Raw genomic sequence first — 14,546 nt, forward strand, 5'->3', positions numbered from 1 at the left:
CAGCGCCCGCAGGAGAAAAGACGTTGAGTCCCGCCGGAAGGTTTCGCCGTAGCATCCCCTGGAACCGAGCGATATTGGCGCTTCCGTTCCTCGGGATCGTCTTCGTGCTGGCGCTCGACGCCGCCAGCCGCAGCCCGAAGGTCACGTTCGAGCCGGCGCTCACGGTGGGGCCCGCGCTGGCGGCGGTGGTCAGCAACAAGACCTGGTACCCGGCCCTGATCGGCGGGATCACGGTGGGCGTGGCCTTCGGCCTCTCCGCCCACGACGGCACCCTGGGGCAGTCCGTGCACGGGGCCAGCGTGGTGGCGATCGTGCTGATCAGCGCCATCGGCGCGGCCAGTGTGATGCTGCGGAACCGGCAGGAGCAGGAGCTGGCGGACGCCCGGCTGGTCTCCGAGGTGGCCCAGCGGGTACTGCTGCGCTCCATCCCGGAGCGGATCGGCCCGGTCCGGGCGGCGGTGCACTACGCCGCCGCCGCCGCGCACGCCAGCATCGGCGGGGACCTCTACGAGGTGGTGCAGACCCGCTACGGGGTGCGCGCGGTGATCGGCGACGTGCGCGGCAAGGGGCTGGGCGCGGTGGAGACCGCCGCCGCCGTGCTCGGGGCCTTCCGCGAGGCCGCCCACCAGGAGCCGGATCTGGACAAGGTGGCCACCTGGCTGGCGGTGAGCCTGGACCGGGCGCTGCGGGAGAGCGACCACGAGGGGGTGGACGAGGAGTTCGTCACCCTGGTGCTGGTCGGCGTCCGGACCGACGGGGTGGCCGAGGTGGTCAACTGCGGGCACCCGGCGCCGCTGCTGCTGCGCGGCGACGACATCGCGCTGCTGCTGGAGGCCGAGGTGCAGGTGCCGCCGCTGGGCGTGCTCGACCCGTCCGAGGTGCGGCCGCCGGTGCTGCGGTTCCCGTTCGAGGCGGGCGACCGGCTGCTGCTGTACACCGACGGCGTGATCGAGGCCAGGGACAGCTGGGGCGTGTTCTACCCGCTGGCCGACCGGCTGCCGGAGTGCGCGGTCGCGGACGACCCGGCCGACCTCCTGGAGCGGGTGCACGAGGACGTCCGCCGCCATGTCGGCCGCCAGCTCGGCGACGACGCGGCGATGCTGCTGCTCCAGTACGAGCCGCTGGCGCAGCCGTGGGTGCTGCCGCCGGAGGCCTCCACCGCGTATGTGGCGCTGCACAAGGTCGGCCGCCCCCGGGGCGGGGCCCCGGCCGAGCGCTGAGCCGGGGGGCGGATCGGGCCCGCCGGGTCAGAGCGAGAGGTCGACCACCAGCGGCCGGTGGTCGGACACGCCCACGGCCGGGGTGCTGGTCGCCCGCACCGCGCCGCGCGGGATGCCGACCGACAGTACGTGGTCGAACTGGACGGCCGGGCGGTGCGCCGGATAGGTGGGCGTCCGGGCCAGGTCCCGCCACCCGCGCAGCAGCGTGCGCCGGGGCAGGGCGCGCCGCGCGCGCCGGGCCTCCCGGCTCTCCCGGAACTCCCGGGGCTCCCGGGGCTCCCGGGGCTCCCGGGGCGGGCGCGGGTACGCCGAGCGCCGACCCAGGCCGTCCACCACGGCCGCGCCGCCGAGCACCGTCCGGGGCACCGCGCCGACCAGGTTGAAGTCGCCGAGCAGCAGGTAGGGCGCGGGCAGGTCGGCGATCCAGCGGCGGATGCCGGCGAGCTGGCCCATGTTCCAGCCGGGGACGAACGACAGGTGCGCGGCGACCACGGTGAACGGTCCGTTCGGGCCCTCCAGCACCGCCGCCAGCGCCGCGCGCGGCTCGTCCGGCACGGGGGTCAGCCCGCGCCGTCCGGCCACCCGCAGCGGCAGGCCGAACGGGGCCGGGGCGAACCGCCGGGCCCGCCACTGCCGCACCGGCAGCCGGGTGACCAGTGCGGTGCCGTAGGCCGGCAGGTCGGTGGCGGTGTCCACCTCGTCCGGGCCGTAGACCCGCAGGCCGAGGCCGCCGGGCTCGGGGATCCAGCCCGCCACCGGCGCCGGTCGGCCGTGCAGCGCGGCGGCGAAGCGCCACTCGGCGGCGCCGAGGGCCTTGGCGGCCACGGCGGCCTGGTCGACCAGGCCGGAGCGCTGCTGGTAGCGGTCCACCTCCTGGAGCGCCAGCACGTCGGCGTCCAGCGCGGCGATCGCCTGGGCCAGGGTCTCGGCCGGGTCGGCGGTCCCGGCGGGCGTGCCGGGTCCGGTCGGCAGCGGGTGGCCGTCCGGGCCCAGGGACTGGCCGTGCAGCAGGTTGAAGGTCGCGATGCGCAGCTGGCTCACCCGTCGAACATAGTCCGTCGGCGGCCCCGGACGCGCGGATCGGCGCTTGAACCGCGCCTGCATACCGGGTATACATACTCGGTATGTCGATTCGTCACGGGCTGCTCGCGCTGCTCGAACCAGGTCCCCGCTACGGCTACCAGCTCAGAACCGAGTTCGAGGCCCGTACCGGGGCCACCTGGCCGCTGAACGTCGGCCAGGTCTACACCACCCTCGGCCGCCTGGAGCGGGACGGCCTGGTCCGGCCCGACGGCGAGGACGGTGAGGGCCACGTCTTCTACGCCATCACCGAGCAGGGACGCGAGGAGCTCCGCAGCTGGTTCGGCAGCCCGGTCCGCCGCGACAACCCGCCCCGGGACGAGCTGGCGATCAAGCTCGCGATGGCGGTGACGGTCGCCGGGGTGGACGTCTCGGCGGTGGTGCAGCGCCAGCGGGTGCACACCATCCGCGCGCTGCAGGACTACACCCGGCTCAAGGCCAGGGCGCTCGCGGCCACCGAGGCCCCGGCCGACGGGAACGGCACCGACGACAGCCAGGACCTGGCCTGGCTGCTGGTCCTGGACCAGCTGATCTTCCAGGCCGAGGCGGAGGTCCGCTGGCTGGACCACTGCGAGACCCGGCTGGTCCGCCACGCGGAACGGGCGGCCGGGCGCCAGGGCCGCGACCGGGCGCCGCGGCCGGCCCCGGGCGCGCAGCCGGAAGCACAGGCGATACCGAGGGGAAGCAGGAGCTGATGAGTACACAGGGATGGGACACCGACCGGCCGCAGGACGACGCGGCGGGGCGGGCCCCCGCCCGGGAGGCGGTGCTGCGGTTGCGGTCGGTCTCCCGGGTCCACGGGCACGGCGCGGCCGAGGTGCACGCGCTCCGGGAGGTCGACCTGGCCGTCCAGCCGGGGGAGTTCGTCGCGGTGATGGGGCCCAGCGGCTCCGGCAAGTCGACGCTGCTGACCCTCGCCGGAGGGCTCGACAGCGCCAGCTCCGGGCAGGTCGTGGTCGAGGGAACGGAGCTGGGGGCGCTGTCCCGGAAGGCCCTGGCGGCGGTCCGCCGCCGCTCCATCGGCTACGTCTTCCAGGACTTCAACCTGATCCCGGCGCTGACCGCGGCCGAGAACATCTCGCTGCCCCGCGAGCTGGACGGCCTGTCCGGGCGCAAGGCGCGGACGGAGGCGCTGGCGGCGCTGGACGAGATCGGCATCGCCGAGCTCGCCGACCGCTTCCCCGACGAGATGTCCGGCGGCCAGCAGCAGCGGGTGGCCATCGCCCGCGCGCTGATCGGCGACCGGCGGCTGGTACTGGCCGACGAGCCCACCGGCGCGCTGGACTCGGCCACCGGCGAGGCGGTGCTGGCGGTGCTGCGCGGGCGCTGCGACGCGGGCGCGGCGGCGGTCATGGTCACCCACGAGGCCAGGCACGCCGCCTGGGCGGACCGGGTGGTGTTCCTGCGCGACGGCCGACTGGTCGACGAGTCCGCCCCGCTCTCCGCCGAGTCGCTGTTCAGCGCCGCCGCGACGGACGGGACGGGCACCCTGTGAAGCTCAGCGCCTGGCGGGTGGCCCTGCGGATGGCCCGCCGCGACGCCCTGCGGGCCAAGGGCCGCAGCGCCCTGGTCATCGCCATGATCGCGATTCCGGTGGTCGGCGTGGCCGGAGCCGACATCACCTACCGCAGCACCAAGCTGACCGTCTCGCAGGCCGCCACCCGGGTGATGGGCACCGCGCAGGCGGAGATCTCGGCCGGTCAGCTCGGCTGGCGGGTCAACCAGGCGCCGAACCCGGCCGACGGCTCCGACGTCCCGTCCGACGACGGCAGCAAGCCGTCACCGACCGCGCAGGAGCAGGCCCGGGCCAAGGAGCCGCTGGCCGAGCAGCTGCGGCAGGCACTGCCGAGCGGGGTCCGACTGCTGCCGATGGGCACCGGCGCGGTGACCACCAGTACCGCGAACGGCGTGCTGGCGGCCGAGGTGCAGGCCTTCGACGCGGCCGACCCGCTGACGCACGGCATCGTGGTGCTCGACCGGGGCAGCTGGCCCACCGGGCCCGGGCAGATCGCCGCGACCACCGCCTTCCTGGCGGACTCCGGGCTGCGGGTCGGCCAGACCACCACCCCGGTCGGCACCCACCTGCCGCTGACCATCACCGCCGCGGTGGAGTTCCCGGGCAGCCTGAAGACCGACCAGCTGGTGCTGCGGCCGGAGGACCTCGACGCGGTGGACGCGGCCCAGAACCTCGGTCGCGGCGCCGAGGTGCCGACCCAGTGGCTGCTGCAGATGCCCCAGAACGCCGCCTTCACCTGGGCCGACGTGCTCCGGGCCAACCAGTGGGGCTTCACCGTCACCTCCCGCGCGGTGCTGCGGGACCCGCCGCCGTCCGGTGAGGTGATGTTTCGCGAAGACAGCCAGGGCATGCGGGCGGACCCGGTCCTGGTGGCGGTGCTCTCGACCGTGGTCGGCATGGCGCTCCTGGAGATCGTGCTGCTCGCCGGGCCGGCGTTCGCGGTCGGCGCCCGGCGCTCCCGGCGCCAGTTGGGGCTGATGGCGGCCGGGGGCGGTGACCGCGCGCACATCCGCGCGGTGGTCCTCGGCGGCGGTCTGGTGCTCGGCGGCGCCGGTGCGCTGACCGGTCTGGTGGTCGGGACGGCCGCGGTCGCCCTGGGCCGGGGCGAGCTGGAGTCGATCTCCGGATCCCGCTTCGGCAGCTTCGCGCTGCGGCCGCTGGACCTGCTCGGCATCGTGCTGGTGGGGCTGGTCACCGGGCTGCTGGCGGCCGTGGTCCCGGCGGTGCAGGCGGCCAGGCAGGACGTGGTGGCCTCGCTCACCGGCCGGGGGACGGTCAAGTCGCCGCCGAAGTGGCTCACCGCGCTCGGCGCGCTCGGCGTGGTCGGCGGCACCGCGCTGGCCCTGCTCGGCAACGGCGTCGGCCGGGCCGAGGTCTCCATCCTCGGCGGCTCGGTCCTGGCCGAGCTCGGCGTGGTCGCCTGCACCCCGTTCCTGGTGGGCCTGTTCGGCCGACTGGCCCGGCTGCTGCCGCTGGCTCCCCGGCTGGCGCTGCGCGACTCCACCCGCAACCGGAGCCGGACCGCTCCGGCGGTGGCGGCGGTGATGGCGGCGGTCGCCGGAGCGGTCGCCGTCAGCGTCTACCAGAACAGCAGCGACGCCTCCGGCCGGGCCGCCTACCAGCCGTACGGCACGGTCGGCTCGGTGCTGCTGCAGTTCGGCGGCACCGACGGCGCGACCCGGATCGCGGCGGAGAACAGCGCCGTCCAGCGCGCCGCGACCGACCTCGGCCCGCGCGGCGACCTCTACCAGCTGTACTTCCGGGGCAACTGCTTCGGGGACGGCGCCGGGCCCTGCGGCAGCGTCTCGGTGAAGACCCCGGGCTGCCCCGACACCGGGCTGGCGTCCGCCGACAGCTCCGACACGGCTCCGGTGACGCTGAGCGTGCGCTGCTCGCAGCGGGTGCTCAGCAGCGGGACGATCGACAACGAGTCGGCCCTCGCGGTCAACCCGGCCGCGCTGCCCGCGCTCGGCGTCGGCGACCCGGCCGCCGCCCGGGCCCTGGCCCAGGGGACGGTGCTGGTCAGCGACCCCGACGACATCAGCGACGGCAAGGTCACCCTTGACCTGCAACTCCAGTCCGCCCCCGAGGACAGCGACCACAACCGGCTCACGACCACCACGGTCACCCTGCCCGCGATGCTGGTCACCGCGCACCCGAGGGTGATGCCGGTGCTGATGTCGGCGACCGCCGCCGCCCAGGCCGGGCTGCGGACCGCGCCCTTCGGCTCGATCTGGGATCCCGCGCACGGCCCCGACGGCGCCGAGCAGCAGCGGATCAACGCGGCCCTGGCCCAGGTGACCGCCGGGGCCTCGGTCACGGTGGAGCACGGCTACCAGAGCAGCAGCAGCGCGATCGCGCTGGGGCTGGCCCTGGCCGCCTCGGTGGTGGCGATCGGCGCGGCGGCCATCGCCACCGGCCTGGCCGCCGCCGACTCGCAGGCGGACCTGGCCACGCTGGCGGCGGTGGGGGCCGCGCCCCGGGTGCGACGGGTGCTGTCCGGCTTCCAGTGCACGGTGATCGCGGCGATGGGCGCGGTGCTGGGCGCGGCGGCCGGGATCGTCCCGGCCTGGGCGCTGTGGCGGTACCGCAGCGCCGGTTCCGGGAGGACCTTCTTCGCCTCCTCCGTGCAGTACCGGCTGGTCACCCCGCCGGATCCGCTGGTACTGCCCTGGGGGACGCTGGCGGCGCTGGTGCTCGGGCTGCCGCTGCTGGCCTGGCTGCTGGCGGCCGGGCTCACCCGCTCGCGGCCGGTGCTCACCCGGCGCACCGCCTGACCGGGCGCCTCCGGGCCCCGCACCGTGCCCCGCCCCCCGCCGCCGTCGCGGTGCGGGGGCGGGGCACGGTGCGGGGCCGTCGGGCGTGCGAACTAGAGTCGTACCCATGACGACTTCCCCGGACAGCGTGGTCCGTGAGTTCATCGCCGAGCACCGCGCCGCTTTCCTCGACGACCTTTCCGACTGGCTGCGCATCCGCTCGGTCTCGGCCGACCCGACGCTGGCGGCGGAGGTCCGCCGCTCCGCCGAATGGCTGACCGGCGCGCTGCGCGCCACCGGCTTCCCGGTCGCGGAGGTCTGGGAGACCCCCGGCGGCGGCCTGCCGGCGGTCTTCGCCGAGTGGCCCTCGGGTGACCCGGCCGCTCCGACCGTGCTGGTCTACGGGCACCACGACGTCCAGCCCGCCGCCCGCGCGGACGGCTGGGCGACCGATCCGTTCGAGCCCACGGTGGTGGACGGTCGGCTGTACGCGCGCGGCGCGGCCGACGACAAGGGGCAGGTCTTCTTCCACACCCTGGGGGTGCGCGCGCACCTGGCGGCGACCGGCCGCAGCGCGCCCGCGGTGAACCTCAAGCTGCTGGTCGAGGGCGAGGAGGAGTCCGGCTCGCCGCACTTCGGCGCGCTGATCCGGGAGCGGGCGGAGCGGCTGGCGGCGGACGTCGTGATCATCTCCGACACCGGCATGTGGTCGGAGCGGACCCCGACCGTCTGCACCGGCATGCGCGGCCTGGTGGACTGCCAGATCGACCTCTTCGGCCCCAGCCAGGACATCCACTCGGGCTCCTTCGGCGGCGCCGTGCCCAACCCGGCCACCGAGGCGGCCCGACTGGTCGCCGCCCTGCACACGGAGGACCGGCGGGTCGCGATCCCCGGCTTCTACGACGGGGTGGTGGAGCTGACCGCGCGGGAGCGCGAGCTCTTCGCCGAACTGCCCTTCGACGAGCGGCAGTGGCTGTCCGTCGCCAAGTCCCGGGCCACCCTCGGGGAGGCGGGCTTCAGCACCCTGGAGCGGACCTGGGCCCGGCCGACGGCCGAGGTCAACGGCATCTGGGGCGGCTACACCGGTCCCGGCGGCAAGACCATCGTCCCGGCCGAGGCGCACCTGAAGCTGTCCTTCCGGCTGGTCGCCGGGCAGGAGGTGGCGAAGATCCGCGAGGCGGTGGCCGGCTGGGTCGCCGACCGGCTGCCCGAGGGCATCGGCCACGAGATCGTCTTCCCCGGCGCCACCCGGCCCTGCCTGACGCCGCTGGACCACCCGGCGCTGCAGTCCCTGGTCCGCGCCATGGGCCAGGCGTTCGGGGAGGAGATCCGGTTCACTCGCGAGGGCGGCTCCGGGCCCGCGGCCGACCTGCAGGACGTGCTGGACGCCCCGGTGCTGTTCCTGGGCATCTCCGTTCCGTCGGACGGCTGGCACTCCATCGACGAGAAGGTCGAACTTGACCTGCTGGCTAAGGGCGTGGAGACCGCCGCGTACCTCTGGGCCGACCTGGCGGACCACTGGGGAGCCCCCGGGCACCCGCTCGACCAGGCATGAACGGGCAACGATGAAGGGGGAGACGGGAACGTGATAGTGGAGTCGACAGACGAGGCAGTGACCACGGTCGGAGCGTTCGCCGGAGCGGCGCCGCTGGCCCTGGCACGGGCCGGGGTGAACCGCGCGGCGGAGCACCGGCTGGACGAGCCGTGGCTCGCCGCCGCCTGGAGCCACCCGGACACCCGGGTGGTGGTGGTCGCCGAGGCCCAGGCCTTCGTGATCGACAACGACGCGGGCAGCGAACTGGTGCTGCTCCCCAGCTTCGAGGCGCCGGACCACGGCGAGCGCTACTTCCTGGGCACGGACTCCGGCGGGGTCTCCTACTTCGCGGTCTCGCTGGACACGCTGCCCGGGCGGCTGGACGGCGACGCCCGTCCGGCCGGTCTGCGCGAGGTCGGCGGACAGCTCGGGGCGCGTGACTCGGGGCTGCTGGTGCACGCGGTGGCGCTGCAGAACTGGCACCGCTCGCACCGCTTCTGCTCGCGCTGCGGGCACCCGACCGTCCCGGCCGCCGCCGGGCACGTGCGCCGCTGCACCTCCTGCGCGCACGAGCACTACCCGCGCACCGACGCGGCGGTGATCATGCTGGTGACCGACGGCCAGGACCGGGCGCTGCTGGGCCGCCAGGCGCTGTGGCCGGAGGGGCGCTACTCGACCCTGGCCGGTTTCGTCGAGCCGGGGGAGTCGCTGGAGCAGGCGGTCGCCCGCGAGGTGGCCGAGGAGGCCGGGGTCCGGGTCGACCTGGGCACGGTGGCCTACGTCGCCAGCCAGCCCTGGCCCTTCCCGGCCAGCCTGATGCTGGGCTTCATGGCCAGGGCCGACGAGCGGGACGGCGGCACCGAGATCACCGTCGACGGCGAGGAGCTGTCCGAGGCCGCCTGGTTCAGCCGGGAGCAGCTGGCCGAGGGCATGGCCAACGGGACGGTGCTGCCGCCGTCCGGGATCTCCATCGCCCGCAGGCTGGTGGAGATCTGGTACGGCGGTCCGCTGCCGGAGTCCGCCCGCTGGTAGCGGCGGGACGGCCACCGGCCCGGTCGGTTCGGCCCCGCAGGGCGCGCGGATTCATCCGCGCGCCCTGCCTGCACCTCACCTCCTGTGTTCACCCGAAGGGCGGACGGGATCGGCCGCGCCGAGGGGCTTCGCCCGGCCCGCCCGGTCCGGCCGACCCGGGGCCGGTGCGGCCGGGGCCGGTGGTGTGCGCTGGTCCGGCGTTGCTCCATCCGGGGCATAGTTCTGGATAGCACGCAAGTGGTGGGAATGGTTGGCGTTGTGCCAATCTTGACTTATGTTGGCTGCTCTCTCTGCTGGAGCGCGGGTGAAATGGCTACATTCGCTGGGTGAACATTTCTCGTGGCCCGGGACAGGCCCCCAAATACCAGCGGCTGGCTGCGGATCTACGGCGTCGGATCATGGCCGGGGAGTGGCAGAGCGGCGAGCCGCTGCCGGTCGAAAGCGAACTCGAAAACCAGTACGGCGTAGCTCGTAATACTGTCCGACTGGCAGTTGATGTGCTGGTCAATGAGGGGCTGCTGATCCGGGTCCAGGGAAAGGGCACCTATCTCAAGGACCACCCGATCCTCGATCACCACGCATATCGCTCCGCCCCGGACAGCGGTTCAGCCACTCCGCTCACCCCGCCCTCGGCGGCATATGCCGAAGAGGCCGAACGGGCGGGGCGGAAATTGTCCGCCGACTTCCAGATGCTGATCGTCAGGGCGACCGCGGACATCACCGACCGGCTGCGGATCAAGGCGGGGGAGGCGGTGGTGCTGCGCCGGGTGCTGCGGCACATGGACGGCGAGCCCTGGTCCATCGAGGAGAGCCACTACCCGGTCGCGCTCGCCGCCGGTACCGCGCTGATGGACCCGGACTCGATCACCGGCGGCGACGAGGTCGCCCTCGGCCGGGCCGGGCACGTGGAGATCGGCTGCGTGGACGAGCTCGCCGCCCGGATGCCGAACCCGGAGGAGGCCCAGTGGTTCCAGGCCGGGCCCGGAGTCCCGCTGCTGGTGCAGCTGCGCACCGGCTTCACCGAGGCGGGCCCGATCCGGGTCACCGAGACCCGCTACTGCGCCGACCGCAACCGCCTGGTGTACGCCCTGGGTCGGCGCACCGGGGAGTGAGCGGCGGGGCCGACCGGGGCCGGGCACGGGAACGGCGGACCCCCGGCCGCTGCCGGGGGTCCGCCGCCGCGCACCGTGCCGAGCCGGGTCAGACCCCGGCGGCCTGCTTGACCTGGGCCAGGCTGGGGTTGGTCATCACCACCCGCTCGCCGCCGACGGGCACCACCAGCACCGTTGGGACGACCTGGTTGCCGTTGTTGACCTGCTCCACGAAGTCGGCGGACGCCGGGTCGAGCTCGATGTTGATCTCGGTGTAGCCGATACCCTCGCGGTCCAGCTGCTTCTTGAGTCGGTTGCAGTAGCCGCACCAGGTGGTGCTGTACATCGTGATCTCGGCGGACATCGGGTTCGCTCCTTCTTGGATCGACTGGCGAGCACTCGTGGAACGCCCGGGCCTGGGGGAACATTCCGGCGCCGGACCGGGCCGCCGCATATGAGCACACCGGGCCTGTGGACAACCCGGGGCCCGCGGTCCGCGCGGCTTGAGAGGATGGACCCATGCAGGTTCAGCTCCCGGGCGCGCAGCCCTTCCCCAGTGACGGCCCCCACCAGGGGGACACCGGCGCCGACGCCGTGCTCGCCGGGCTCGACCCGGAGCAGCGGGCCGTCGCCACGGCCCTGGACGGCCCGGTGTGCGTGCTCGCGGGCGCCGGGACGGGGAAGACCAGGGCGATCACCCACCGCATCGCCTACGGGGTGCGCAGCGGCGTGATGCAGCCGCAGCGGGTGCTCGCGGTCACCTTCACCGCCCGCGCGGCGGGGGAGATGCGCGGGCGGCTGCGCGAGCTCGGCGCGGAGGGGGTCCAGGCCCGGACCTTCCACTCGGCCGCGCTGCGCCAGCTCCAGTTCTTCTGGCCCCGGGTCGTCGGCGGCGAGCTGCCGCGGCTGGTGGAACGCAAGGTGCAACTGGTCGCCGAGGCCGCCGCGCGCTGCCGACTGCGGCTGGAGCGGACCGAGCTGCGCGACCTGACCAGCGAGATCGAGTGGGCCAAGGTCACCCAGACCGTCCCCGAGGACTACCCGGTGGCGCTGCGCCGGGCGGGCCGGGAGGCCCCGCGCGACCCGGCCGAGGTCCGCCAGGTCTACAAGGTCTACGAGGAGCTGAAGCGGGACTGCGGCGTCATCGACTTCGAGGACGTGCTGCTGCTCACGGTCGGCGTGCTGGAGGACCGGGCCGACGCCGCCGAGCAGGTCAGGGCGCAGTACCAGCACTTCGTGGTGGACGAGTACCAGGACGTCTCGCCGCTCCAGCAGCGGCTGCTCGACCTCTGGCTCGGCCCGCGCTCCAGCCTGTGCGTGGTCGGCGACGCCAGCCAGACGATCTACTCCTTCACCGGCGCGACCCCGTCGTACCTGCTGGACTTCCGGCTGAAGCACCCCGACGCCACGGTGGTGAAGCTGGTCCGCGACTACCGCTCCACCCCGCAGGTGGTGCACCTGGCCAACGGGCTGCTGGCGCAGGCGCGCGGGCAGGCCGCCGCGCACCGGCTGGAGCTGGTCTCCCAGCGCGGACCCGGCCCGGAGCCGGTCTACGCCGAGTACCCGGACGAACCGGCCGAGGCCGAGGGCACCGCCAAGCGGATCGCCGCGCTGATGGAGTCCGGCGTCCGGGCCAGTGAGATCGCGGTGCTGTTCCGGGTCAACGGCCAGTCGGCGGTCTACGAGCAGGCGCTGGCGGACGTCGGGATCGCGTACCAGCTGCGCGGGGCGGAGCGCTTCTTCGAGCGCCCGGAGGTGCGCGAGGCGGGGATGCTGCTGCGCGGGGCGGCGCGCGGCAGCAGCGACCCGATGCTCGACGGCGCGCGCGAGGCGCTGGCCGACCAGGTCCGCGCGGTGCTCTCGACCCGGGGCTTCACCGAGCGGCCCCCGGCCGGGTCCGGTGCGGTGCGCGAGCGCTGGGAGTCCCTGTCCGCGCTGGTGCGGCTGGCCGAGGAGTTCGAGGCGGCCCGTCGGTCGGCCGGGCTGACCACCGACCTGACCGGCTACGTGGCCGAGTTGGACGCCCGCGCGGCGGCCCAGCACGCCCCGGCGGTCGAGGGCGTCACCCTCGCCTCGCTGCACTCCGCCAAGGGGCTGGAGTGGGACGCGGTGTACCTGGTCGGCCTGACCGAGGGGATGGTCCCGATCACGTACGCCAAGACCGACGAGCAGATCGAGGAGGAGCGGCGGCTGCTCTACGTCGGGGTGACCCGTGCGCGGGCGCACCTCTCGCTCTCCTGGGCGCTGGCGCGCTCGCCGGGCGGCAGGGCCGGGCGGCAGCCGTCGCGCTTCCTGGACGGGCTGCGGCCCGGCTCCCCGGCGCTGCGCGCCGCGCGCGCCGGGGGCCGGGGCGCTCCGCCGGTCGAGGGGGTGCGCCGGGCCGCCCGCTCGCCGCTGAAGTGCCGGGTCTGCGGGCGGGTGCTGACCGAGGCGGTCGAGCGGAAGCTGCGCCGCTGCGAGGGCTGTCCCTCGGAGCTGGACGAGGCGCTGTACGGGCGGCTCCGGGACTGGCGGGCCGAGCAGGCACGGGAGCAGGGCCTGCCCGCGTACTGCGTCTTCACCGACGCCACCCTGGTCGCCATCGCGGAGGACGCCCCGGGCTCGATCGGCGGCCTGTCCAAAATCGCCGGTGTGGGCCGAGCGAAGCTGGACAAGTACGGGGCGGCCGTGCTGTCGTTGTGTGCGGGGCGGTCTCCGGAGGCCGAAACCGGGCTCGTCCCGGGGGCGGATCCGGGGGACATCCCGGACCTCTGGGACGAGTAGCGACACCCTGCGGAAGTCCCCGGGAAAATAGTTTGCATCGGGAGTCCGGAGCGCACTAGCGTGCCGGAGGCGGTCAAGGAAACGAGACCGTCGGCCCCGTCGGGTCACTCCTGACGCGGGCGCAACACCCTGCCTGATCCGCATCACCAGTATCACCGCTTGAGACAACTGACCATCAGAAGGACTCGGCCCGCCGAGTCCCGAGCACGCCGGAAGGAGGCGGACATTGTGAAGACGACCATGATCAAAACGATTGGCCTGACCGGCTCTGCCGCCACCCGTCCCGGCGCGTCCGCTGTCGTCCTGCCCGTTTCCGGGCTGGTCGGCCGCCATGGCTTCGGTGGTTTCGATGGCAGTGATCTGGCCGTTGCCGATCTGTCCCTTGCCGGTGGTGGCAGCCTCGCCGCGATTCGCGACGAGCGACCGATGTCGGCATCTGTAGCAGCAGCGGCAGCCAATCTGGGCTTCGGCTATGCGGCAGCAGGTGCCGGAAACCACCGGGCGGGCACGAAGCAGTCGGAGCAGCAGCACACGATGTGGGCCTTCCGCGGGCCTGGACCCTGGAAACAACCAACCTGATCCAGCATCAGGTCGGCATCCAGGGCCGCGGAATCCCACTCGGGATCCGCGGCCCTTCTGTTTTCTGGGGCATCGCCCCAGGCAGCGCCGGACCACGCACAACAAGACCAGCCACAGCTCAGCGACCAGCAGACAAGAGGACCAACGTGTCGACCGTGATCAGCCCACTCGCCCCGTCCACCCCGTACGTACCGCCCCTTGACCAAGCACACCCTCCGGAGGTTTCCCTCATGCAGATCACCGCGTTCGACGAGGTCGAGAGCCTTGGCGCGCCCATCCCGTGTCGCTCGCTCGACCCGGAGGTCTTCTTCGCGGAGACCCCCGCCGACGTGGAGTACGCGAAGTCCCTCTGCGGCACCTGCCCGGTGAAGGACGCCTGTCTGCAGGGCGCCCAGGAGCGCCGCGAGCCCTGGGGGGTCTGGGGCGGCGAGCTGTTCGTCCAGGGGGTCGTGGTGGCCCGCAAGCGGCCGCGTGGCCGTCCCCGCAAGAACGAGGTCGTCGCGTGAACCCGCGCGTCACCGCCGCCAACACGCTGCGCAGGTCCGTGCGGGAAGCCACCGCCAAGAGCGACCACGCCGCGCGTCTCGCCCACGACCCGTCCCTCGATCCGACATCCGACAAGCAGGCAGAAATGTTCCAGCTCTCCAGCACCACGGCGGAAGCGCGTCGCACCGCCGCCCACACCAGCACCCAGACCCGGAGGCACCACATGCAACTCATGCCCGAAGCCCTGGCGCGTGTCCATACGCAACAGCGCCTGCAGGAGGCCGAGCACGAACGGCTCCTGCGCGCCTTCCAGCTCAAGCGGCGCGCCGAGCGGGCGTCCCTGCGGGCGCGGCGGGCCATCGCCAGCGCCCTCATGCAGTAAGCGGTCCCAGGCACGGCTGTCAGTCGGCAGCCAGTCCGGCAGTCAATCCGGCAGTCAGTTCACCAGTCAGTTCGGCAGTCATCTTCGCGGCAGGCCCGGAGCGATCA

Annotated in this window: 13 protein-coding genes; 11 read left to right on the top strand and 2 right to left on the bottom strand. The window is 74.1% G+C overall.

The annotated features are described in order from the left end of the window. Positions 1 to 74: 74 nt before the first annotated feature. The gene (locus tag GXP74_RS05455) at positions 75 to 1,220 is read left to right on the top strand and encodes a PP2C family protein-serine/threonine phosphatase (protein ID WP_182450282.1); all 1,146 of its coding nucleotides are present in this window, start codon (positions 75 to 77) and stop codon (positions 1,218 to 1,220) included. 27 nt (positions 1,221 to 1,247) lie between these two features. Here GXP74_RS05455 and GXP74_RS05460 read toward each other — a convergent pair whose 3' ends face one another. Further along, positions 1,248 to 2,261, bottom strand: coding sequence for an endonuclease/exonuclease/phosphatase family protein (locus GXP74_RS05460; RefSeq protein WP_225447729.1), 1,014 nt, complete (start codon positions 2,259 to 2,261; stop codon positions 1,248 to 1,250). Positions 2,262 to 2,344: 83 nt separating this feature from the next. On the opposite strand from GXP74_RS05460, the gene GXP74_RS05465 reads away from it, so the two are divergent. The 6 genes from GXP74_RS05465 to GXP74_RS05490 all read left to right on the top strand — a co-directional run bounded on the left by GXP74_RS05465 (position 2,345) and on the right by GXP74_RS05490 (position 10,250). Continuing rightward, the gene (locus GXP74_RS05465; RefSeq protein WP_182450284.1) at positions 2,345 to 2,995 is read left to right on the top strand and encodes a PadR family transcriptional regulator; all 651 of its coding nucleotides are present in this window, start codon (positions 2,345 to 2,347) and stop codon (positions 2,993 to 2,995) included. Then, positions 2,995 to 3,795: an ABC transporter ATP-binding protein gene (locus GXP74_RS05470; protein WP_182450285.1), complete on the top strand. Its 801-nt coding sequence runs from the start codon at positions 2,995 to 2,997 to the stop codon at positions 3,793 to 3,795. The genes GXP74_RS05465 and GXP74_RS05470 overlap by 1 nt, the downstream gene beginning before the upstream one ends. Further along, a complete protein-coding gene (locus tag GXP74_RS05475) occupies positions 3,792 to 6,593 on the top strand; it encodes an FtsX-like permease family protein (protein ID WP_182450286.1) in 2,802 nt (933 codons plus the stop codon). The genes GXP74_RS05470 and GXP74_RS05475 overlap by 4 nt, the downstream gene beginning before the upstream one ends. 106 nt (positions 6,594 to 6,699) lie before the next feature. After that, entirely contained in the window at positions 6,700 to 8,127 is a 1,428-nt protein-coding gene (locus GXP74_RS05480; protein ID WP_182450287.1) for a M20/M25/M40 family metallo-hydrolase, read from the top strand. Positions 8,128 to 8,184: 57 nt separating this feature from the next. Continuing rightward, entirely contained in the window at positions 8,185 to 9,138 is a 954-nt protein-coding gene (gene nudC / locus GXP74_RS05485) for an NAD(+) diphosphatase (protein WP_182450288.1), read from the top strand. Between the two features lie 326 nt (positions 9,139 to 9,464). Beyond that, on the top strand, positions 9,465 to 10,250 hold the full coding sequence (locus GXP74_RS05490; protein ID WP_182450289.1) for a GntR family transcriptional regulator: 786 nt from the start codon (positions 9,465 to 9,467) through the stop codon (positions 10,248 to 10,250). Between the two features lie 88 nt (positions 10,251 to 10,338). On the opposite strand, the gene GXP74_RS05495 is transcribed toward GXP74_RS05490, so the two are convergent. Continuing rightward, positions 10,339 to 10,593 carry a mycoredoxin gene (locus GXP74_RS05495; RefSeq protein ID WP_182450290.1) on the bottom strand — a complete coding sequence of 85 codons (255 nt, stop codon included), beginning with the start codon at positions 10,591 to 10,593 and terminating at the stop codon, positions 10,339 to 10,341. A 155-nt stretch (positions 10,594 to 10,748) separates the two neighbouring features. Between GXP74_RS05495 and GXP74_RS05500 the strand changes: the two genes are divergently transcribed. The 4 genes from GXP74_RS05500 to GXP74_RS05515 all read left to right on the top strand — a co-directional run bounded on the left by GXP74_RS05500 (position 10,749) and on the right by GXP74_RS05515 (position 14,439). Continuing rightward, positions 10,749 to 12,992, top strand: a complete 2,244-nt coding sequence (locus tag GXP74_RS05500) for an ATP-dependent DNA helicase UvrD2 (protein WP_182450291.1) — start codon at positions 10,749 to 10,751, stop codon at positions 12,990 to 12,992. Between the two features lie 228 nt (positions 12,993 to 13,220). Next, the gene (locus tag GXP74_RS05505) at positions 13,221 to 13,571 is read left to right on the top strand and encodes a hypothetical protein (protein ID WP_182450292.1); all 351 of its coding nucleotides are present in this window, start codon (positions 13,221 to 13,223) and stop codon (positions 13,569 to 13,571) included. Between the two features lie 146 nt (positions 13,572 to 13,717). Then, positions 13,718 to 14,077 (top strand): WhiB family transcriptional regulator, encoded by a 360-nt coding sequence (locus GXP74_RS05510; protein ID WP_370468375.1) that lies wholly within the window; start codon positions 13,718 to 13,720, stop codon positions 14,075 to 14,077. Then, positions 14,074 to 14,439, top strand: coding sequence for a hypothetical protein (locus GXP74_RS05515; RefSeq protein ID WP_182456966.1), 366 nt, complete (start codon positions 14,074 to 14,076; stop codon positions 14,437 to 14,439). Before GXP74_RS05510 ends, GXP74_RS05515 begins: the two co-directional genes overlap by 4 nt. The last annotated feature ends 107 nt before the right edge of the window (positions 14,440 to 14,546 follow it).

The sequence above is a fragment of the Streptacidiphilus sp. P02-A3a genome (genome assembly GCF_014084105.1).
GTDB lineage: Bacteria > Actinomycetota > Actinomycetes > Streptomycetales > Streptomycetaceae > Streptacidiphilus.

Excerpts from the sequence above, each read along its gene's own strand:
- GXP74_RS05465 (WP_182450284.1), top strand. The coding sequence starts at position 2,345 with ATGTCGATTCGTCACGGGCTGCTCGCGCTGCTCGAACCAGGTCCCCGC.
- GXP74_RS05470 (WP_182450285.1), top strand. The coding sequence starts at position 2,995 with ATGAGTACACAGGGATGGGACACCGACCGGCCGCAGGACGACGCGGCG.
- GXP74_RS05480 (WP_182450287.1), top strand. The coding sequence starts at position 6,700 with ATGACGACTTCCCCGGACAGCGTGGTCCGTGAGTTCATCGCCGAGCAC.
- GXP74_RS05495 (WP_182450290.1), bottom strand. The coding sequence starts at position 10,593 with ATGTCCGCCGAGATCACGATGTACAGCACCACCTGGTGCGGCTACTGC.
- GXP74_RS05500 (WP_182450291.1), top strand. The coding sequence starts at position 10,749 with ATGCAGGTTCAGCTCCCGGGCGCGCAGCCCTTCCCCAGTGACGGCCCC.